General features: G+C 36.4%; 18 protein-coding genes and 2 pseudogenes. 4 read left to right on the plus strand and 16 right to left on the minus strand.

Going from position 1 to position 19,516, the window contains the following annotated elements:
• Positions 1 to 5: 5 nt before the first annotated feature.
• Positions 6 to 707: a metallophosphoesterase gene (locus ACZ5C4_RS17080; protein ID WP_464522029.1), complete on the minus strand. Its 702-nt coding sequence runs from the start codon at positions 705 to 707 to the stop codon at positions 6 to 8.
• Between the two features lie 184 nt (positions 708 to 891).
• On the opposite strand from ACZ5C4_RS17080, the gene ACZ5C4_RS17085 reads away from it, so the two are divergent.
• On the plus strand, positions 892 to 1,980 hold the full coding sequence (locus ACZ5C4_RS17085; RefSeq protein WP_464522030.1) for a pyridoxal phosphate-dependent aminotransferase: 1,089 nt from the start codon (positions 892 to 894) through the stop codon (positions 1,978 to 1,980).
• Between the two features lie 114 nt (positions 1,981 to 2,094).
• Here ACZ5C4_RS17085 and asnB read toward each other — a convergent pair whose 3' ends face one another.
• From asnB to ACZ5C4_RS17105, 4 genes are all read right to left on the minus strand, one after another.
• Positions 2,095 to 3,633, minus strand: coding sequence for an asparagine synthase (glutamine-hydrolyzing) (gene asnB / locus ACZ5C4_RS17090; protein ID WP_464522031.1), 1,539 nt, complete (start codon positions 3,631 to 3,633; stop codon positions 2,095 to 2,097).
• Between the two features lie 95 nt (positions 3,634 to 3,728).
• Positions 3,729 to 4,253: a hypothetical protein gene (locus ACZ5C4_RS17095; protein ID WP_464522032.1), complete on the minus strand. Its 525-nt coding sequence runs from the start codon at positions 4,251 to 4,253 to the stop codon at positions 3,729 to 3,731.
• Positions 4,234 to 5,262 carry a hypothetical protein gene (locus tag ACZ5C4_RS17100; RefSeq protein WP_464522033.1) on the minus strand — a complete coding sequence of 343 codons (1,029 nt, stop codon included), beginning with the start codon at positions 5,260 to 5,262 and terminating at the stop codon, positions 4,234 to 4,236. The genes ACZ5C4_RS17095 and ACZ5C4_RS17100 overlap by 20 nt, the downstream gene beginning before the upstream one ends.
• A gap of 7 nt (positions 5,263 to 5,269) precedes the next feature.
• A complete protein-coding gene (locus tag ACZ5C4_RS17105) occupies positions 5,270 to 5,410 on the minus strand; it encodes a hypothetical protein (protein ID WP_464522034.1) in 141 nt (46 codons plus the stop codon).
• A gap of 202 nt (positions 5,411 to 5,612) precedes the next feature.
• Between ACZ5C4_RS17105 and ACZ5C4_RS17110 the strand changes: the two genes are divergently transcribed.
• Positions 5,613 to 6,464 (plus strand): MerR family transcriptional regulator, encoded by an 852-nt coding sequence (locus ACZ5C4_RS17110; RefSeq protein WP_464522035.1) that lies wholly within the window; start codon positions 5,613 to 5,615, stop codon positions 6,462 to 6,464.
• Positions 6,465 to 6,545: 81 nt separating this feature from the next.
• Here the strand turns inward: ACZ5C4_RS17110 and ACZ5C4_RS17115 are convergent, their stop codons facing one another.
• The 5 genes and pseudogenes from ACZ5C4_RS17115 to ACZ5C4_RS17135 form a co-directional block, all read right to left on the minus strand.
• Complete coding sequence (locus ACZ5C4_RS17115) at positions 6,546 to 7,358, minus strand: DNA-methyltransferase (protein ID WP_464522036.1); 813 nt, start codon at positions 7,356 to 7,358, stop codon at positions 6,546 to 6,548.
• A gap of 16 nt (positions 7,359 to 7,374) precedes the next feature.
• On the minus strand, positions 7,375 to 8,208 hold the full coding sequence (locus tag ACZ5C4_RS17120) for a DNA adenine methylase (protein WP_464522037.1): 834 nt from the start codon (positions 8,206 to 8,208) through the stop codon (positions 7,375 to 7,377).
• Between the two features lie 94 nt (positions 8,209 to 8,302).
• Positions 8,303 to 8,824, minus strand: a complete 522-nt coding sequence (locus ACZ5C4_RS17125; protein ID WP_464522038.1) for a GNAT family N-acetyltransferase — start codon at positions 8,822 to 8,824, stop codon at positions 8,303 to 8,305.
• A gap of 205 nt (positions 8,825 to 9,029) precedes the next feature.
• Positions 9,030 to 9,245, minus strand: a complete 216-nt coding sequence (locus tag ACZ5C4_RS17130; protein ID WP_464522039.1) for a transposase — start codon at positions 9,243 to 9,245, stop codon at positions 9,030 to 9,032.
• A gap of 543 nt (positions 9,246 to 9,788) precedes the next feature.
• Positions 9,789 to 10,659, minus strand: a pseudogene (locus ACZ5C4_RS17135) (IS110 family transposase); the annotation flags it as partial.
• 466 nt (positions 10,660 to 11,125) lie between these two features.
• Between ACZ5C4_RS17135 and ACZ5C4_RS17140 the strand changes: the two are divergent.
• Entirely contained in the window at positions 11,126 to 12,391 is a 1,266-nt protein-coding gene (locus ACZ5C4_RS17140) for a hypothetical protein (protein ID WP_464522040.1), read from the plus strand.
• A gap of 528 nt (positions 12,392 to 12,919) precedes the next feature.
• Positions 12,920 to 13,600 (plus strand): annotated as a pseudogene (locus ACZ5C4_RS17145) (site-specific integrase); the annotation flags it as partial.
• A 147-nt stretch (positions 13,601 to 13,747) separates the two neighbouring features.
• On the opposite strand, the gene ACZ5C4_RS17150 reads toward ACZ5C4_RS17145, so the two are convergent.
• From ACZ5C4_RS17150 to ACZ5C4_RS17175, 6 genes are all read right to left on the minus strand, one after another.
• The gene (locus ACZ5C4_RS17150) at positions 13,748 to 15,304 is read right to left on the minus strand and encodes an AAA family ATPase (protein ID WP_464522041.1); all 1,557 of its coding nucleotides are present in this window, start codon (positions 15,302 to 15,304) and stop codon (positions 13,748 to 13,750) included.
• Positions 15,297 to 16,562, minus strand: a complete 1,266-nt coding sequence (locus ACZ5C4_RS17155; protein ID WP_464522042.1) for a hypothetical protein — start codon at positions 16,560 to 16,562, stop codon at positions 15,297 to 15,299. The genes ACZ5C4_RS17150 and ACZ5C4_RS17155 overlap by 8 nt, the downstream gene beginning before the upstream one ends.
• A 309-nt stretch (positions 16,563 to 16,871) precedes the next feature.
• Complete coding sequence (locus tag ACZ5C4_RS17160) at positions 16,872 to 17,042, minus strand: cysteine-rich KTR domain-containing protein (protein WP_464522043.1); 171 nt, start codon at positions 17,040 to 17,042, stop codon at positions 16,872 to 16,874.
• A gap of 12 nt (positions 17,043 to 17,054) precedes the next feature.
• Positions 17,055 to 18,245: an ABC transporter permease gene (locus tag ACZ5C4_RS17165; RefSeq protein WP_464522044.1), complete on the minus strand. Its 1,191-nt coding sequence runs from the start codon at positions 18,243 to 18,245 to the stop codon at positions 17,055 to 17,057.
• Positions 18,208 to 18,900: an ABC transporter ATP-binding protein gene (locus ACZ5C4_RS17170; protein WP_464522045.1), complete on the minus strand. Its 693-nt coding sequence runs from the start codon at positions 18,898 to 18,900 to the stop codon at positions 18,208 to 18,210. The genes ACZ5C4_RS17165 and ACZ5C4_RS17170 overlap by 38 nt, the downstream gene beginning before the upstream one ends.
• A complete protein-coding gene (locus ACZ5C4_RS17175) occupies positions 18,893 to 19,474 on the minus strand; it encodes a TetR/AcrR family transcriptional regulator (RefSeq protein WP_464522046.1) in 582 nt (193 codons plus the stop codon). Before ACZ5C4_RS17175 ends, ACZ5C4_RS17170 begins: the two co-directional genes overlap by 8 nt.
• Positions 19,475 to 19,516: the final 42 nt, after the last annotated feature.

Consider the following 19,516-nt stretch of genomic DNA (forward strand, 5'->3'; position numbering starts at 1 on the left):
TACTCTCACGCCTTCAAAATCATGTCCGGTTTAAAACGCAAATAATCTGAAGATACCAGACGGTATTCAATCCCATTTACTTCTCCTAAGAAGCTATCATGGTATCGCGCCCTTCCGTGGCAGTGTGAATAAATGACCTTTTCAGCGCCATATTTTTCGGCTATCTCTGTAAAACAGCTTTTCATTTCTCCTATACTGGTAGGCGGATAATGTAGAAACATAATATATTTCATATATCCGGCTGTCCTCGCAGCCTCAAAAGATATATGCAACCTCGTCATTTCTCTTTCTCTTATTTTTTCAAAATGTGAGAAGCTGTCTTTTCCTTCATAACAGTATCCTTTTGTTCCCACCAGCGCGTAGTCTTTATATGTATAAAAATTATTCTGCAGGAAAAAAAGACGATCACCGTATAGCTCATTGAGTTTTTCTGTTTTCTTTGCATCCCAGAACATGTCGTGGTTGCCTCTAAGTAGAATTTTTCTTCCAGGAAGCGAAGCAATAAACTCTAAATCTGCTCTGCACTCCTCCAGATTACGTCCCCAGGAATGATCCCCTGTGAGAACTACCGTATCTTCTCTTCGAACTTTTCTTTTCCAATATTTCTCAATCTTCTTTACATGATTTCTCCATTCCTGTCCAAATACATCCATTGGTTTATGAACCGTAAAGGAAAGATGGAGATCCCCTATCGCAAACAATGCCATTCGTTATGCCTGCCTTTCCTCTTTATCCTTCTATGATTGTAACATTTTTTGTTTACAGCAGCAAAAATAGCTTTCCTTACTCCTGTTTTATAATCGTTTACCACATACTTGAAATTATGCTATAATTGAGCACAGAGTGAAGAAATATACCTTTAAGGAATGATAAAAGGAGCATAGAAGCTAAATGAATACAAAAATGGTTTTTCATGGAAGTGATATAGAAAAAATTTGTTCTCATTATGGTTTAAAAAGAGAAAATATTGTTAATTTCGGAGCAAATGTCAATCCACTTGGACTTTCTTCCCGCGTTAAAGAAGCAGTGTCCAGCCATCTGGATATACTCTCCACATATCCTGACAGAGACTATACTTCTCTTAGACAGACCATCTCTGAATACTGTCATATTCCTGTTGACTTTATCCTGCCTGGAAATGGTTCTAGTGAACTGATTTCTCTTCTGATTGAACAGAAAAATCCATCTAAAACTTTGATTCTAGGTCCTACTTACTCCGAATACTCCCGTGAACTTTCTTTCTCCGGCAGTACGCAGGAATACTATCATTTACAGGAAGAGAAGGATTTTAAATTGGATGTGGATGATTTATGCCATACCCTCGAAGAAGGCTATGATTTTCTGATCCTCTGTAATCCCAACAACCCAACCTCCTCCGCTATTTCGCAAGAGGAGCTCAAGAAAATTCTTACCTACTGTATAGCCAGAAATATTTTCGTTATGATTGACGAAACCTACGTTGAATTTGCCCCAGACATAAATTCCATAACCGCAATCCCACTGACGCGGGAATTTTCAAATCTCATGGTACTGCGCGGTGTTTCTAAATTTTTCGCTGCTCCAGGGCTTAGGCTTGGTTATGGTATCACGGGAAATATGGACTTTTTAAAGAAAATGAAAGAAAAACAGATTCCCTGGTCTTTGAACAGTATAGGCGCATTTGCCGGTGAGAAGATGCTTCAGGATACAGAATATATTCTCCGCACAAGAGAGCTTATTTTATCCGAGCGTGACAGACTGTATTTGGAAATCAGAAAGTTCCCTGCTTTTAAAACCTATCTGCCTTTTGCGAATTTTTTGCTTCTTAAAATCCAGAAAGAACACGTTACGTCCTTTGATGTGTTTGAGACTTGCATAAAAAATGAACTGATGATACGCGACTGTTCCTCCTTCCAGTGCTTAGAGGGAGAATTCGTACGCTTTTGTATCATGGATCCGGAGGCTAATACACGTCTTCTGCATGTTTTGAAGACGATCTGATTTTTAACGTTTTTTTGATACTTCCCCTCTCTTTACATGGAGCGTATGAGGAGAACATCTGCCAGATACATTTTCTTCCAGATGCCTCCTCATACGCTCCACAGAATAAAACCTCTATCTCTTTACAAAGTATTCCTCATACCATACCAGGAATGTATAGATCGTCCAGACCTTTCTCCAATTATCTGAGTTTCCGCCTACATAATCATCGAATATCGCATTGATTTCTTCTATGTGGAAAAATTTCTCTGCCATATCACTGTTAAACTTTTTCCGCACATCCTGGTTATAACGCTCGTCCGCCATCCAAATCCGAATCGGTACGATAAAGCCCAGCTTTTTGCGAAATGCTATCTCTTCTGGCAGCACCTTTGCCGCAGCAGTGCGCAATGCCACTTTATTCTGCTCTCTGTCCACTTTATATCTGGACGGCATACGGGAGGCAATATCGAAAATTCTTCTGTCTGTAAGAGGCATACGGATTTCCAAGCCTGCCGCTGTACTCATCTTATCTACATTCAGATAAATATCCCCTTCCAGCCAGATTTGAATGTCCACATCTGACATCTTAGTAAGCGGATCTAAGCCTTCTGTCTCCTCATAGATTCCCTGTACCAGTTCAATCGGAAGCACATCTGGATCGTATTTTTTAAGAATCTTACGCTTCTCATCTTCCTTCATAATATTTGTATTGCCAACATAGAAGGTTTTTAAATTCTCTCCATAACGCTCTGCATTCCGGTACATATTATATCCGCCGAAAAATTCGTCTGCGCCTTCCCCTGAATAACATAATTTTGTGTGTTCCGCTGTCGCCCGACACGCAAGCGCAAAGGCGATCGCAGAAGCGTCTCCCAGCGGCTGTTCCATATTGTACATCACATAAGGCACAATTCCAAAATATGCTTCCGGTGTAATCAGGCACCTCGCATTTTTCCGACCCAATATATCTGCTGTCTGCTTTGCAAGCCCTGATTCATCAAACCGTTCTTCTTCATACCCACAGGAATCTGTCAGTTCTACATCAGACATGGCAAGCACATAAGAAGAATCTACTCCTCCGGAAAGGAAGGATTCCGCCGTTTCATTCTCATCCTTTACCTCCGGCATAATTCGCCCAATTGTAATGTGAATTTCATCTGCCCATTCCTCCAAAGTCTTGCTCTCATCCGGACGAAACTGCGGCGTCCAGTAACGCTCTATTTTCAATTTCCGGTTCTGCCAGACCAGATACCGTCCCGGCAGCAATTTCTTTAATCCGCGGAAAAACGTATTTTCTCCCGCGACATAAGTCAGACTCATATAAATCTGCAGCATTTCCTCATTCAATTCTTTTACAAATCCAGGCTGTTCCATAATCTTTCGAATACTCGTGCTACACAGCAACTGCCCGTCTGCCGTCTCATAATAATAGAATGGTTTTGTGCCAAAGTGATCCCGCATACAGAATAACTTCTTTTCTTCTTCATCCCATAGAGCAAATGCAAACATTCCATACAAATGATTCCCCATATCACAACCCCAGGTTTCATATGCTTTTAGCAGAATTAATTCTTCACGTACCTCTCTGGACAAGTTTGGAGCAATTTTCAACTCTTCACACAATGCTTTCCAGTTGCGGATATGTCCGCTGTATTCTTTCACTTTTATCATTGGTATATCCTTTCTTTGCTTATAAATTTCTTACTAAAACTACTTTTTATCCATATAGTTTACCATGATATAGATAAAACCACAAGAACCGCTGTCTAAGACAGCCCAAGGGCACGCAAGGGTATTTCATTATAAAAATAATAACATCCCATATTAGAAATATATTGTAAAATGTCCTCATATTTTGGATTTTTAAACCAGTCATTAAAAATATAAATAAATTCAACCTGATACCCTAAAGGGGCAAATAATTTCTCATATTCCCACTTTTTGAAATGACAGCCCGGCAGCTTCTCATCTACGGAGCCGGCACAATTCTGAAATTTCTTTTCAATGATATACGCTGTCTTTCTCTCATAATTCACAAACGCTTCATCTGGATGCCACTCTTTTGAATTAAATTCCCTGTAGTCTATCCCATGCGGTACTAAAAAATATGTATATAAGCTTTTCTGCGGCAGGCACATCCCGATTTCCTGTCCTTCTTTAAATACTTTATGTCCCAGAACGCCATATCCTGCATTTGTCAAAGCATCCGCTAAACGTGTCATCTGCTCAAAATGCAATCCATTTGCGTTTGTCTTGGCCCCGCCGCCAAATCTATTTGGTTGTCTTGTCATGTTTACTCCTTCTTATATTTACCTTATTATTTTTAAGATAGCTTTCCATCCTCTCAAGTATTTTTCTCATTGATTCAAGACATCTATTCTCCTCTAAAAGCCTTCTCCTCCTTTCTGTACGAAGCAACGCAGCGGCATAAACTTCGGCCGATCCATCCAATTTTATATCCTCTTTAAATTCTTCCAAATTTTCTGCCTGCTTATAGAACATATCTTCGAAGCTCTGATAGGCCTCATCCAGTATTTCACCGTCCGTCAGGTCGAATACTCGGATTGCATCAGGAGGAGAAACGGTTGTTATCACTTTTATATCCGTTCCCTCTTTTAAAATTCTCCCTTCCCAGCACATCTGCTCCATTAACCATTTCTCCGGCTGCCCTTTTCCCTCTTTTCTTGCAGTCTGCAAAAATTCAGAATATGAAGGGACTGTAAATAGCTCCTTAAATTCATCCCATCTGGTACAGCAAAGCTTCGAAACCCATATATCCCCATCCTCATTGTCCCAATAGCTCCACAGCTTCTTTTGATAGTACTCACGCTTTTCTTCTGAAGACATGCTTTCTATGCTTCTCAATGCCAAACTTATTCTAAATGCAAAATTCCAAAAATGATACCACTTTCCATTTTGAAGGATTATTCCTCTTTCTACAAATTCTTCCACTGTCTTTGTACTGACACCACAGTACTCTTTTAAGTCACTTTCCGCCAAATACTCACACCCATATTCTACTGTTTTTCTTGCCAGTATATACAATGTCTCCTTTTCTTCACTTGTCCAGTCTTCCAGCAGGAAATCGGCCAATCCCTCATAGAACACATCTTCCTGACGGGGAATTTTAGGAATCTGCTCTAAATACTCCAGTACCAGAATAAACGCCTCTCTGGTAAATACTCCCTGTGTCAAATACCCTCTGCGATAGTCCTTACCCGCATCCCGTTCCATCTTTTTAATTTCTTTCGCTGTGAGATACCGCACCTTGGGCAGAATCCATTTTTCTGCACGCTGCACTGTCTTTTTATAATCTCCGCGGCCTGTCAGGTTCTTTTTTCTGTGTCTCAACAAGCAGATGAAATATGTCTTTCGCCGCAGTCTCAAAATTCTCCCGTCTCATAATCCGATGGTAAATAGCAACTGCTTTTTCTCTCTTTTCTTTCATAGGGTCTCTCCTCTTTTTCTCATTTGTCTGAACTTTATCTCTACTTTTATCTTATCACGCAATTTTCCATTTCACTATGTATTTTACAAATTATTAAGATTCGATATTGAAAAAATATTTCTATAATTTTGTGAAAAAGGGTTGACTCTCACGGTGCGTAATAGAGTAAAGTAATTCTATCAAGAACAGGGAGGATATCCAAATGATGACAGTAAAAGAAATATCAAAGCTGACCGGCATCAGCGTGCGCACGCTTCACTATTATGATGAGATAGGGCTTCTTAAGCCCACGTCCAAAAGTCCGACCGGGTATCGGCTTTACAATGGCAAGGCCCTCGAAACACTGCAGCAAATACTATTTTTTCGGGAATTTGACATTCCTCTTAAAAAAATCAAAGCCGTCATAAATGACCCTGTTCTAGATAAAAATCAGATTCTACATATGCAACGAGAAATGCTGTTGTCAAAAAAAGCACATATAGAACAATTACTTACAAATATAGATGCAATTTTGAAAGGAGAAAATTCTATGAATTTCGCAATATTTAATAAAACAGAATTAGAAGATATGTATCATTCTATGATTGTAAATATGAATCAGGCCCAAAAAGAAATCTTTATTGAAAAATATGGAAGTATGGAGGCTTTTCATAAACATTTTATAGAAACTGCTTCCAGTGAAGCTGCACAGAAAAACTTTCAGAAAATAACAGAATGGTACGGAGACAAGGAGCATGCGTTGGAAGCAGCCACTTCTCCCGATACTTCACAGCTTCTCCCCGCTTATCAGCGCCGTCTGGAAGCTATCCTTAATAAACTTGCCGTAAAGAAAAACTGCGATGTCCATTCCTTCGAAGTAAAAGAACTCATTGGAGAATATGATTTCATCTTCAAACAGCTATATCAGATGAACGACGTTTCCTCTCTCCTCTTAGAAACGGCAAAATTATATCAGACAAATGAGGAACTCCAAAAAATACAGGATTCTGTCTATGGCTCGGGCACAACAGAATTTTTTGGAAGAGCAATAGAGGCCTTTTACCGAAAAGTTTAATTCTTTCTTGTCTGTCTCTTTCCTTTTGTCATACATCTGCCCAGAAAGCCCAAGATACAGGCGCTTTCTGGGCAAGTCGTTTTAATTTCTTCTTCCCGCAAGGACTTTCTCCAGCCTTCTTTTTGTAATCTCTAAATACTCTTCACAATTATCAATTCCAATAAACTGTCTTTCAAATCTTCTCGCTGCTACTCCCGTAGTACCAGAACCACAAAAAGGATCTAAAACCGTCTGACCAGCTTTGGTAGATGCCAGAACAATTCTTTCTAAAAGATATTCCGGCTTTTGCGTTGGATGCTTCCCCTCTTTTTTTTCAGATGGCTTTGTCAGGCTTCCCGTCCATACATCCTTCATCTGTTTTCCGTTATTTATCTCTTTCATCAATTCATACGCAAAAAAATGCTTTGCTCTCTTTTCATTTTTCTGCGCCCACAAAATTGTTTCTGTTGAATGGGTAAAACATCTGCATGCCAGATTGGGCGGTGGATTTGTCTTCTGCCATGTAATATTATTTATAATTTTAAACCCTTCTTGCTCCAGCGCCATTCCAATGGAATATATATTATGCAGTGTACCAGAAATCCAGATGCTCCCATCCGCCTTCAATACTCTTTTGCATAAACGAATCCATTTCCTGTTAAATTTATGCTTTTCCCCGACATCCGCTGTTTTCTCTTTCCCCAGCTTATCCCAGTCACCTTTATTGACAGAAACCATTTTTCCTCCCTGGCAGGTTATTCCGTCATTGCTTAAAAAATATGGAGGATCTGCAAATATCATATCTACACATTCTGGTTTTATTTTCCTTAATATCTGAAACGCATCCCCATAAATAAGCTGCACGCCTTCCGCTTCAAAATATTTCTGTACAGTCCCTGCAATCACTCTTTCCATATAATGAAATCCACCTTTAATAATTGCATATAATAATCTCCTCGCCGACACGATTCGAGGCATCTGAATTTATCATACGCTTCACACGTACAACATCCATTCTGTATCCCTTATTTCCGTATAATTCCTGTATCAAATCGGTATTGTGGTTTGTCAGCATACACTTACATCCCCTCTGTGTCAGTTCATCAAATAATTCCGCCAACCTTCTATGGCTTTCTATGTCAAACCCTTCCTTTGTGTAAGACTCAAAGGAAGTAGGATTCAGCGGTGCATACGGACTGTCAATAAAGATAAAATCACCCTTCCTGGCAGTGACACATGCATTTTGGAAGTCTCCTTCTAAAATAGTTACATTCTGCAGATACTCTGAAACCGCATATATAGACTCCGTGTCCACCGACTGCCTTCTACTGTTGTTGTAAGGTACATTGAATAGCCCTCTCCCATTGACTCTATACAATCCATTAAAGCAGTGTTTGTTGATAAATACAAACAATGCCGCCAACTCCGTATCATATTCCTTCTGCATCAGCTTATCATTATATCGCTCCCGTAATGAATAATAGTAAGCCTTTCCGTCCTCCCACATTTTACTATCTAAGCTATTGATAATATTTAAAAAAGCCTTTGGCTCTTTACATATTTGCCTGTATGCATTAATCAATGCTTTATTAATATCATTTATTACTGCGTTTTCTGGAAGTATATCAAATACTACCGCACCGCCTCCGACAAATGGCTCATAATATCGATAAAAACCTTCAGGCATTCTTTCCTTGATTTCATTTAAAAGCTGACGTTTACCCCCTGCCCATTTCACAAAGGGAGACAAGCTTGCATCACTCATTTACAAGTCCTCTCTTCTGCAATATAATTTTACCCTTTTTACATAACTATTATTATAGTTTGGAAATGTAAAAATAACAACTGCAACGTTTTCTCTATCTATTCAGTACATATCCCATTTCGTACCACTGCTCATCACCCCAGGAAGATGCGGCTATCCCATAATTACAAAAGCCCATTTTCTCATACATTTTAACTTTGGACTCTAAGCATGTCAAAATAATTCTTTTTCTTCCTCGATTCCTTTCTCTGAAAAAATATTGAGACACCAGCTCTCTCGCCAGTCCCTTTCCACGGTATTTCGGAAGTACATCCAATCCAAGCAGCATAACGTTCCTGCCTGTTGGATTATGTAATCTAACATCTTCAAAAAATGCATCCCTGAAAACCTCTTCGTCGGTAGCAAGACCATTTAAAAAGCCTGCAAGCTTTCCCGTTTCTTTGTCTGCTGCGACCAAAAATAATTCTGGAGCCTGTATAATTCTCTCCTTCATAATAGGTTTAGAGCACGCTTCATTCGGAGGAAAACATATCTTTTCAATTTCTGCTGCCTGCTCTGCTTCTTCCAAAAGGATATTTCTGAACTCAAACTGTCCGTATAGTTTTTTCTTACACATATTGTTGCTCCTTATCTATCTGTATTTTTGTATGGTTATTTCTATATCAATACTATATAAGCTTCTATTGTAGATTCTTACCCTTCCTTATCATCTCACTAAACGTATCGTATTCATAATAATTTGAATACTGCATGTGATGAACACCAGAAAGAAGAACTATTTAATATACAGTATGCCCCTGGAATACTGATTCGTCAATATTTCAAGTAATATACCTTCGGTTGCCAGAGCGTATGAGCCTTATCGTTTGGACTTCAAAGTCTCCAGACTGATATTGTTTCCATGCAAGACCGCCGTATTTAACAAGCTGAGCATGGTTTCCAAAACGCTTGATATCTCCAATCTCAGCCATGATACCGGCAGAGCAAACAGGTCCAATACCGAAGATTAATATCAATATATTTGGTAGGAGTTCCATCTGGACAGTGATTGCTTTGTCGAACTCTTTGATTTAAGCTTCCATTGCCTTCATTGAGGTTATGGATATAAAAAGCACCTAATTCACGGAGTCATTTACCGTCTTGGGTAAACAGTAAGAACTTCTGACAGCTTTCTGTATGGCTTTGGCTACTGAAACAGGATCAGGAAAGCGGTTTTATAAGATTACCTTCTTTCATAGTAGATTAGCGTGTTCAATCTGCTTAGTAAAACCCATGACCATAGAGCATCGACACCCTCGCATATAAAAATCCCACTTAAGATGGATAGCTGCAAAACCACACTGTAAGATGGTCGCCCATGAACTTAAATAAACAGCCAGCTGGTTAGAATCTAACTTCCATGTCAGGGGAACAGACTAACCATGAAGCAACCATTACTGGTTCAACAGGCGGAAACAGAACTATTACCTGACTGACACTGGGACAATTATATCATGGGCTTTACTAAGCCTATTGAGCAAATATTTATTACATTTTTAAGGTACATTTATGTATCTAAAAGATATTATACGAGACTAACTATTAAAGTCGCCGATTTCGGCAACGCTCATTGCTTTCATCCGGTAACTGATGCCGGGAATTGTAAGAATAGGAGAGTTATCTCTTCCTCCATGCTCTGTTTGATAGCGGCCTCGATTTCATCAATTTCAGAAGTTAATTCCTGAATACGTTTGATAGTATGTTTTTATTCCAAAGATTTCGCAGGCATAACAGAACCTATATAGGCTCTGACAGTTTAGCAAAAAAGGGCAACGGTATCTTTACTGTAATGACCTTTAGAGGCTTTGGAAAGTAGGTTTGTCAGTCGTGTAAGATGAACAGATGCAACAAAAGAAGCACCTGGAAATTCATAAAGTAAAAAATAGACGGATGTCATATGGAGAGTCGGAACAAGTTTTTCAAGTTCAGGGAAAAGGATGCAAACAAAAATATAGATACTTTGAGGGTAGAACATTCCTTTACTTTATTAAACCGATAACGAGTTAGTGATTTTAATTCTTCGTTGTGATAAGATGTATCTGAGTAGAACTTTAAGTTCACATCAGACATCAACATAGAAGCAATTGTGCAGGCATCTACTTTATCCGTTTTCGTCTGTCTAAGGCTTAGACTTTTTCTGTACAGATTTGTATGTAACGGATTGATAATGTAGGTCGGGAAACCTTTATCAAAGAGATAACCGAAGAGATTGTAACTGTAGTGTTCAGTGGCTTCCAGTCCTACTTTTACGTTAGTTATATTTTCGGTAATGGATGTTATTTTTCGATAGAGGCCATTAAACCCATCGAGATTGCTGGTAATGGTGAAAGAATTAAATAAAATTTCTCCATTCGTGTTTGTGATAAAGCAGTCATGCTTATTTTTAACAACATCAATTCCTACAAAAATCATATAGGTTCTCCTAAAAATGTATTGATACTGTTTTAAGAATCACAGGGCCACTTATGATTATAACCTACTTCCTGATAAACCGTCATGTGGTAACTAACTGATTAACAAATGAACAAAAAAACTGTAGTTGGAGCCTCGTATGAACCATCAAGTGGTAGGAGGAATGAACTAATCCACAGTATCTTAAAATAGCGTAGTCTAATCTGTAGAAAAGGTAAAGAATGACTATGGCAATTCTAATAATAGGATTATAACTATGGATATAGTAAAAGTATTTGGAACAAGCCTAAAAAATATCGTACAGCTAAGGGGATTTCTCAAGAAGCATTTACTGGCAAATATGGTATCACCGCACCTATATTAGTGCTATTGAATGTTATCGTAGAAGTATTTCCCTTGAGAATATTCAGCGAATAGCTGATGCACTTGAAATAGAAAAATATAAATTGTTCTTGGAGGAAACATTATGATTATCCCTAATGAACTTCTTACTGAAAATATATGTTGCGGAAAAATCAGTGAAATAATAGATATTGCAGAGAAATTTTTTAATGAAAAAGTAGTGAATTTATCTCCTGAAAGTAAAGCAACTATTCTGTGTTCTGTAATGTGTATAACACTGGATGACCTTGATCTAGTTATCGCCAACCATACGGAAGTTTCCCGTACAATCAAAGGGCACGCCTTTGAAATTGTTTTTGATTCAATAATGTCCATAAACAACGTCAACTGTAGAGAAGTAGAAGGCGATACTAACATCGATAGAATCGTAAACGGACACACACTCCAATTAAAAACCCCTTACGCGCATGGTTGTTCGAATGGAATTGTTTCATACAAAACACATAAAACCCATGGAGCCAAATCAAAAGCAGAATCTATAGATTATTATCATAAAGTCGAAGATTTCGCGGATTTTCTTGTGGGTTTAGTATCTTACAAACCGTTTACAGTATTAATTGTCCCCAAAGACTCTCTCCCTAGAGTTTCAGAACATTCTAATCATATACAAAGCCCGATGTATCTAAACATTAATAATCCGGATACAAATAACAACTTCAAACAACTTGGTTTAACACAAAGTATAAATTTTTCTACTGATTTATTATCCCCTACAAACAATGAGTGTTTGCCTAAATCAAGTAAATTATTACAATTGAAAAGCGACTATATTTTAAGAACTATCTTTAACAAAGATAATTTTAGGATTTGGGACATGAATATGCGAGGATTCATTAAAGAACATATTTTGTTAAGATACCTTACAGCACATAGTATCAAAACATATCCTACAACCATTACTGGATTAGAACGTTCTGATAAATGTGATTTAGTTTTGAAAAATCTTAATAATAATTATGTTAGGTTTCAAATCAAAGGATTAACTTGGGGTGGAACTGTCTTAGATAAAATTAACACTAAAATTGATTGTGAGTCACAACTTTCAAGAGGCAGGGTTAATGATCACCCAACTCAAAGTAGGCTATACAAAGTTACAGACTTTGAAAACCTTATTATTGTTATCGACCCGCCCTATTCCAACACACTATCCCTCCATACGTTTAAAAGATATGATTACCAATGGAATTTCTATTCTATTCCGATGTCCAAGCTGAGAAAACATCACGTTTATTCCAATCGAGTTGCTTCTCACCAGCATAAGCTTTACAAAGAATTACAAAAATACCGCATCGATTTGCCTTGGATGAAGCAATGGACAACGGAATTATAAACTAAAGGCTTGCTATAAAGCGAGCCTTTTATATATGTTTGCCTCATAATTTGTAATAATAAGTTCCTTACACACTTTTCTTTTTTCGCCAGGTTTATTATCAGTATTATATAGCCAGTTCACATCATAGACATTTGCCCATTTATATAATTTTCTTATTTCAGGACAATCATCATATGATAGGCAAAATTTGTGCGAATAACGACATAAATCACTCGCTTTTCCGCCCTCGATTTTACATTCTAGCGTTCCTCTACACAGGCAGCAAGAAAATTAACCTTACTCCACGCTTTCTCATAGGAGTTCTACATATCACTAAATCTTCTTGAGCAGTGGCTTTGCTTTCTTCTCCCAGTGGGATTTTCCTTTTTTCAGCGTACCTACCTCCGAGCAATCAATAATCAGATTACCGCTATGTTCAATTATGCAGTGAAATATTATGATTTACGAGAAAATCCATGCACAAAGGCTGGGAGCATGGGAAAAAGCAATACAGAAGAAATGCAATTCTGAACAAAGGCAGAATTTGAACAGTTTATTGCAGCAGTACAAGATAAGCCAGCTTCTTATACAGCCTTCATGACCATGTACTATACCGGAATACGGGTAGGCGAACTGTGTGCTTTAACACTGGCAGATGTGGACTTGGAAAATAACATCATTACCATCAACAAAACCTTCCAGAGAATCAATGGTAAAGATGTTGTCTGGGCACCTAAAACACCAAAGAGTAACCAGGTTATCACAATACCGCAAACACTTGCTAATTGTTTGGAAACCTATATGGATAAATGTTATGAGATTTAGCCTAACGGCAGGCTTTTCACTTACACCAAACATTTCCTGAACCATGAAATGCTCAGAGGATGTAAAAAATCCGGTGTGAAGAAAATTCGTGTGCATGATCTCCGTCACTCTCATGCCAGCCTTTTGATTGAGATGGAATGCCAGCCACTTCTGATTGCTGACCGTTTAGGGCATGAAAAAATACAGACAACCTTAAATACTTACAGTCATCTGTATCCAAACAAACAAGCCGAAGTCGCACAACAACTTGAAAACCTTATCAACGGAACAACAGCCTCAGATAGTAGCCAAATGGCAGATGTAGCCAATAAAAGAAAAACCTCTGGAAATCCTTATAAATCAAGGCTTTCCAGAGATGTAGTAACTATTCAAACTCGACAAACCCTAATCAATTTTGTTTAGGTATTATTCTCTGTCGTGTTTGTAGTTCTTTTGATTATTTGATATATCCATATTATCCTGCCTATATGGGCTAATGTTATCATTTTGTTATCGGCGTTGATAACACTTGCTCTATAACTATGGATAATACCAATATTTTATCTAATCTTACTTCTCATTTATCTCTTTATAGTATTCTTCTATTACAATATCCTCTACCTTTCTTTTAATACTACGCAGATTATTATATTTAATTAACAAATTCAACCGGCAACTAATATCATCAAATTGCACCTTTATTGATGTACTTTCATATATCTTACCAATCAATGCTGTTGCACTTTCATTAATAAACCTTATTTTTTCTTCGTTCGATAATTCTACAAAACGATACACCATATCAAATCTTGATTTAAGTGGATCTGGAACTGATTTCAGGTATCTCTCCTTAGACATATTTGATGTAAATACAATTATATATCCATTCAAATTATGTTCTGTACCATGTCGGTCAGTAAATTTTCCATCTTCAAGCAATTCATAAAAAAAATGAAACACACTTGGAGTAGCTTTCTCGAATTCGTCAATCAAAATCACTTTTGATTTCGATAACTTCATTTTATTAATAAGTTCTCCTCCTTCTTCACTTCCAATATAACCGAGAGGTGAACCGATTAAACTGTTCAAAACACCTTCGTTAGAATAGTTTCCAAAATTTATTTTTATAAGTGCCTGATTCGGATACATAATTTCTGAGAGGATTTTTGCAAATTCTGTTTTCCCTATACCTGATTCTCCAGTTAAAAAAATAGAAAAAATCTTACGTTGCTCCATTTTATTTAATAATGCAAATTTTTTAAGGTTAAAGTTAAAATCTTTTTTAAAATCCTCATGCCCCTTCAATTGAGATGTAAGATTTGTGATTATTTCTGGTACTATTCTATCCAAAGATAAATCTGTTTCTCCTTCAACCTTTGAAGCGAAAAACTCCTTATTCTTCTTAAAAGTAAACGGTAAATATTTTTTTAGTTCTTCCTCCATATCTTCACTAATCAAAAATTGAATATCAGGTTTTTTATTTTGAATTTGTCTTAAAACAATTTCAAATGCCAAAACCAAGTCTTTCCTCAACGCAAATGTATGCACCATTTGAGTAACATCTATATAGCGAATATCTTGAGCTATAAGAATATCCTCAATCGCTTCAGCATTAAACTTATAATTGATACTATCCGTACCTGCAAAAAAACTTCCAACAGATACAATTTGATATTTTTCGAGGAGTCCTTCTAACAAAGACTGTCTATATAGTAATAGAGGAATAGGAGTAATATTTATTTCACCCGTAGGAGCAATGTTTTCTTCTCCTCTACTCTCATCACTTATTACTGAGTACTCTTCGCTTGTTTCATCAAACATATAAGGAAATTTTTCTAAAATTACATCTTTCTTTATACTATTTATTGAAAACTCTACGTTTTCAAATCTCTCAATCAAAGCATACAAGTATCGCTCAAGAAACAATTTATAATAACCATTATCAAAAGACAATGCTGTAATATCAATTATACAATTATCAATGAAATCTTCATCAAGATCATCTATATTTTCTACATTAGGAGCTAAATTAAGTATTAGTGCAATGCTGACAAAATTCTGCGAAGGAAAATTTAATTTGAAATCATCCAATTTTTCAAAATCAAATACATATAAGACTTTATTCATCTGTTTTCTCCCTGTTTATATTTAATTCTTGAATAATTGCAATGACATCAATCAAGTGCATTTCTTCATTAAGTTTATTTGGCTTGAAATCAAACGAATACATTTGATGTTTTTCTATAATGGAACTCTCCTTCATTATGTCATCATTTGGTTGATTTGTTTCGTTTTTATAGGAATCAGATAACAAATCCAAAAACTTCGACGAAACACTTTCTCGTTTTGAAAAATCTATTTTCCCCCTATATATTCCAACTATGCTTAGTTTTCCTAACTGCAAATCATTGTGTTGATATCCATTCTCAAAATTTTCATTTGATTTATACGGCAATTGAATAAGACATTTTGTATTATCACAATCACCTAAAATACTCTGTTCAAATTGATAGTCAATCGTAAAGTCATCCAGCATCTTCTCCATCATTTTATTCATATTTATTTCAATGCTATCATCTCCTTGATTTTTCAACTTACTATCCTGTAATACATTCAAAATCATAACTGTATCATCAATATTTCTTCTTTTCAATTCAACATCTTTAAAAAGAATTAGTTGACCCGGTAATATATTTTTAGTTGTATCATCACATTTTTTTGCAACTTCATACAACTTCCTTAACATTATTGATTTTGTTATTTTTACATCAAAATTTTCATAAACACGTTTTTTGTAATTATCTTCTTTTGCTACAGAAGCCTCTCCTGATAGCACATTTGCCTTGGTAGATAACGTAGATGTTGTTCTCAATAATTCTTCCGAAATCTGTTCTCGCTCAACTGTTTTCATTATTTTATTATCAATAAGCATAGCAATTTCGTGAACCTTAGATGTATTTATATAAAAGAGATTAAATAAATCTTCATTAGTAAAATTTATAGAAGATACTGAATTTTCTTTTATATTAGTAAAGCTTTTCAATATCAAAAGACCTATAAAGAAAATACCTGTAAGCGTAGTTAATACTGTAAACCGATTTTTCACATAAACTTGATTTATAAAACTCGAATTTGCAACTATGCACAAAACCAAAAATGTAATTATTGTCGCAGTAATATTCCTATGTTCTGATATATCATATCTGAATATCCGCCTGCCCAACATAACCAATACCCAAACTAAAATAGGAATAAAGAAAAAGAAATTACTCTTTCCATAAAAAATGAATATTTCATATATACATAAGTCTATAAACAAATATATACTTGATAAGCATATAATCCATATCATCTTCATATAATTTAAATTCGTAATTTTTGTCATATTCTAATGTAACACTCCACTCTAAAACCCTTTATAACCACCAAACCTAAGCTTATAAACTGCTATTGCGATTGCCATATCTTCAGACTTAATATCCTATTTAGCTGCCATTTCTCCTAATTCATCACTGTATCATGCGGTGCAATAGTTGCTTCACTCTTTCACTGCCCTCTCGACAAAATCTGAACAATTTTTGTTTAGAGATTATTTTTTGTCGTATTTGCAGTTCTTTTGATTAATAGATAATATCAATAGGTTTCAACACAAATTATAAACTATTTTGCTTAGAATTTCAAGTTGTCCGCAAAATCATTTATCTTTATCACTGCGAACAAGAACCGTCATCTCTTTCACATCTACCAAACTTTCCTGCTTGCATTTCGGGCAGTATAAAGGGAAATTTTTCAGTTCTGTATCTTCTCGTACCATTGTGTGTGTTTTCCCACCGCAAATAGGGCAATATATCCATTTATTCTTCATAGTTCGCTCCCGCTATTCAATCATTATTTCTTTCACAGAGATTTTTTTAATCTTTTCAGAGTAAATATACATTGTCATCTCATAAACAAAGATGAAAACAGCAAGCGAAATAAGCATAACAGGAAAGTCAAATTTATAAACGGGTACGCCCTCCATATCTTTAAATACGACATCCACCATAAGTCGAAGCAATCCATACTGATACACTGTGCCGATTACAAAGCCAATATGGGACATTGGTCTGTAACCGCCGAGAATTGCCCTGCAACATTCTTTTTGTGAATAGCCAAACACCCTCATCATCGCAATGGTTTTTGTGTTTCCATTGATTACCGTAGTTACGGCGAGAAACAAGGTTGTGAACGCCAATACAAGTCCAATGACTAACATCATTACACCCATCATTTCACTTGACAAATCTTTCATACTGAAAGACATCTGCGTCATCGCAGAAAAACAAAAGGAAGCAAAAATAATGAGAAATACCAGTGTCTTTTTAGATTTCAAGGTATTCCTTTTCAAATCATCTATAAATGAAATTCCTTTGCTTTTTTCTATTCTATATCTTGGCGTTTTAGAAACCGCCTGCAGATTATCTTTTAGAAGCAGCAACACTGGCTTTTTCAATTTATACCAAGCGTAGCAAATCGAAAGTACCGAAAAACACACGGTCGGCAATATCACAAAATAAAGTAAAAGACTCGAATGAAAATTTATCGTTATCTCAGGAAGTATTTTATCTTCATTTTGCAAAGCATAAAACCACGGCATTATGAGAAATGCTCCGCCAAATCCAACCGCTGTTCCGATAAAAGCACTGATTCCGAATACCCAAAAATTTTTTGCAATTTTAAAATTGGAATATCCTAACGCTTTCAGTATTCCAAGTTCTTTCTTGTGTGTATCAATATAATGCTTAATATAAAAGAACAGCATAATAACAGAAGTGAAAAGCAAGCACCCACCACTTACAAAGCAAATGACTTTTGCGGTAGAAACCTGAGCATTATAAAAACCCATTGACAATTCAGATGTTATTTCATTTTCAATCAACTGAATATCAAAATAAAAATTCAAAAACATTGTACAAACAAGTACGGCACAGCAGGCAATAATAGAAATGCCGATGAGTTTTGAAACATTTTTAATTCCAATCAGCATATTATCACCAACCAATCTCGTAAGCAGTCTTTTGCATTTCATTTGTATCTATTTCAGTTACTTTCCCGCTGTTCATTTTTATAACGGTGGTTGCCATTTCTGCAATATTCAAATTGTGCGTTACCATTACGATTGTAAAACCATATTCCTTTTGAAGTTTGCAGATATAATCAAGCACCTGTCGCCCTGTTTGCTCATCTAATGCACCTGTCGGCTCATCAAGAAACAAAACCTTTGGCTTTTTCGCCAATGCTCTGGCAACGGAAGCTCTCTGCTGTTCGCCGCCCGAAAGTTCGCTCGGATATTTATGTAGCTTTTCGCCAAGACCGACTGCTTCAATGATATTTCGATACGTTTTATTCCGCCCTAAATCAGCACCCATTTTTACATTTTTATCGACACTCATATTGGGCAGCAAATAATACTGCTGAAAAATAAAACCGACATTTTCTTTGCGGAATAAGGTCAATTCCTTATCAGAAAGCGTTGTAATATCCGTACCGTCATACAGCACTTTGCCGCTGTCAGGGTATTCAAGTCCCGAAACTACATTTAAAAAAGTTGACTTTCCTGAGCCTGACGCTCCTAAAATAACAGCAAAATCTCCGTCTTTTATCTTAAGACTTATCCCTTTTAACACCTGAATTTTGTTGTCGCTGATTCCGTAAGACTTGATAATCTCTTTAACCTCAATCATCTATGCTTCCTGCCTTTATACTTTTTAGAATACTGATACAAACCTGTCGTATCATACTGCTGACTTCCTCGTTAGTGAAACGGCACATATTAGTGGCACAGAGTGTGGCGATACCGTGTGTATATATCCATAGATGACGATACAGTATTTCAGCAGAGGACTTATCAATTCCATAACCACTCTGAATAGACCGTAAAATTTGCTCATAGCTGTCATCTATTAAGGGTAGCACACCCGTTAAATCAGGAATTTGCGATTGCTCTGTCATAAAAAGAAGCTGAAATAGCTTTGGCTCATTGATTGAAAAAAGGATATATTCCATTCCAACGCCTTTAAATGCCAAGTCCTGCGACAATCCTTTGGAAATATATTCTCTATATTTTTTCTTAGCAGTTATGATGACCTCCTGCTGTACTTCTTCCATATTTTGAAATACCGTAAAAATAGGACGAGCCGAACTCCCCAGTTTTTTTCCCAATGCTCTGGAAGTTAAGGCATCAAATCCGTCCTCTCGAACAATATTTATTGCGGCATCTATAATTTCTTCTCTTGAAAATTTTGCTTTTGGCGGCATATTGTTGTTCCTTTCTTTTTTAAATCACTTGATTTACATCAA

The sequence above is a fragment of the Mediterraneibacter flintii genome, assembly GCF_055387595.1.

Bases quoted from the DNA above. Each gene is read 5' to 3' on its own strand.
- ACZ5C4_RS17080 (WP_464522029.1), bottom strand. From the start codon at position 707: ATGGCATTGTTTGCGATAGGGGATCTCCATCTTTCCTTTACGGTTCAT.
- ACZ5C4_RS17085 (WP_464522030.1), top strand. From the start codon at position 892: ATGAATACAAAAATGGTTTTTCATGGAAGTGATATAGAAAAAATTTGT.
- asnB (WP_464522031.1), bottom strand. From the start codon at position 3,633: ATGATAAAAGTGAAAGAATACAGCGGACATATCCGCAACTGGAAAGCA.
- ACZ5C4_RS17095 (WP_464522032.1), bottom strand. From the start codon at position 4,253: ATGACAAGACAACCAAATAGATTTGGCGGCGGGGCCAAGACAAACGCA.
- ACZ5C4_RS17105 (WP_464522034.1), bottom strand. From the start codon at position 5,410: ATGAAAGAAAAGAGAGAAAAAGCAGTTGCTATTTACCATCGGATTATG.
- ACZ5C4_RS17110 (WP_464522035.1), top strand. From the start codon at position 5,613: ATGATGACAGTAAAAGAAATATCAAAGCTGACCGGCATCAGCGTGCGC.
- ACZ5C4_RS17115 (WP_464522036.1), bottom strand. From the start codon at position 7,358: ATGGAAAGAGTGATTGCAGGGACTGTACAGAAATATTTTGAAGCGGAA.
- ACZ5C4_RS17120 (WP_464522037.1), bottom strand. From the start codon at position 8,208: ATGAGTGATGCAAGCTTGTCTCCCTTTGTGAAATGGGCAGGGGGTAAA.
- ACZ5C4_RS17125 (WP_464522038.1), bottom strand. From the start codon at position 8,824: ATGTGTAAGAAAAAACTATACGGACAGTTTGAGTTCAGAAATATCCTT.
- ACZ5C4_RS17130 (WP_464522039.1), bottom strand. From the start codon at position 9,245: ATGGAACTCCTACCAAATATATTGATATTAATCTTCGGTATTGGACCT.
- ACZ5C4_RS17140 (WP_464522040.1), top strand. From the start codon at position 11,126: ATGATTATCCCTAATGAACTTCTTACTGAAAATATATGTTGCGGAAAA.
- ACZ5C4_RS17150 (WP_464522041.1), bottom strand. From the start codon at position 15,304: ATGAATAAAGTCTTATATGTATTTGATTTTGAAAAATTGGATGATTTC.
- ACZ5C4_RS17155 (WP_464522042.1), bottom strand. From the start codon at position 16,562: ATGACAAAAATTACGAATTTAAATTATATGAAGATGATATGGATTATA.
- ACZ5C4_RS17160 (WP_464522043.1), bottom strand. From the start codon at position 17,042: ATGAAGAATAAATGGATATATTGCCCTATTTGCGGTGGGAAAACACAC.
- ACZ5C4_RS17165 (WP_464522044.1), bottom strand. From the start codon at position 18,245: ATGAAATGCAAAAGACTGCTTACGAGATTGGTTGGTGATAATATGCTG.
- ACZ5C4_RS17170 (WP_464522045.1), bottom strand. From the start codon at position 18,900: ATGATTGAGGTTAAAGAGATTATCAAGTCTTACGGAATCAGCGACAAC.
- ACZ5C4_RS17175 (WP_464522046.1), bottom strand. From the start codon at position 19,474: ATGCCGCCAAAAGCAAAATTTTCAAGAGAAGAAATTATAGATGCCGCA.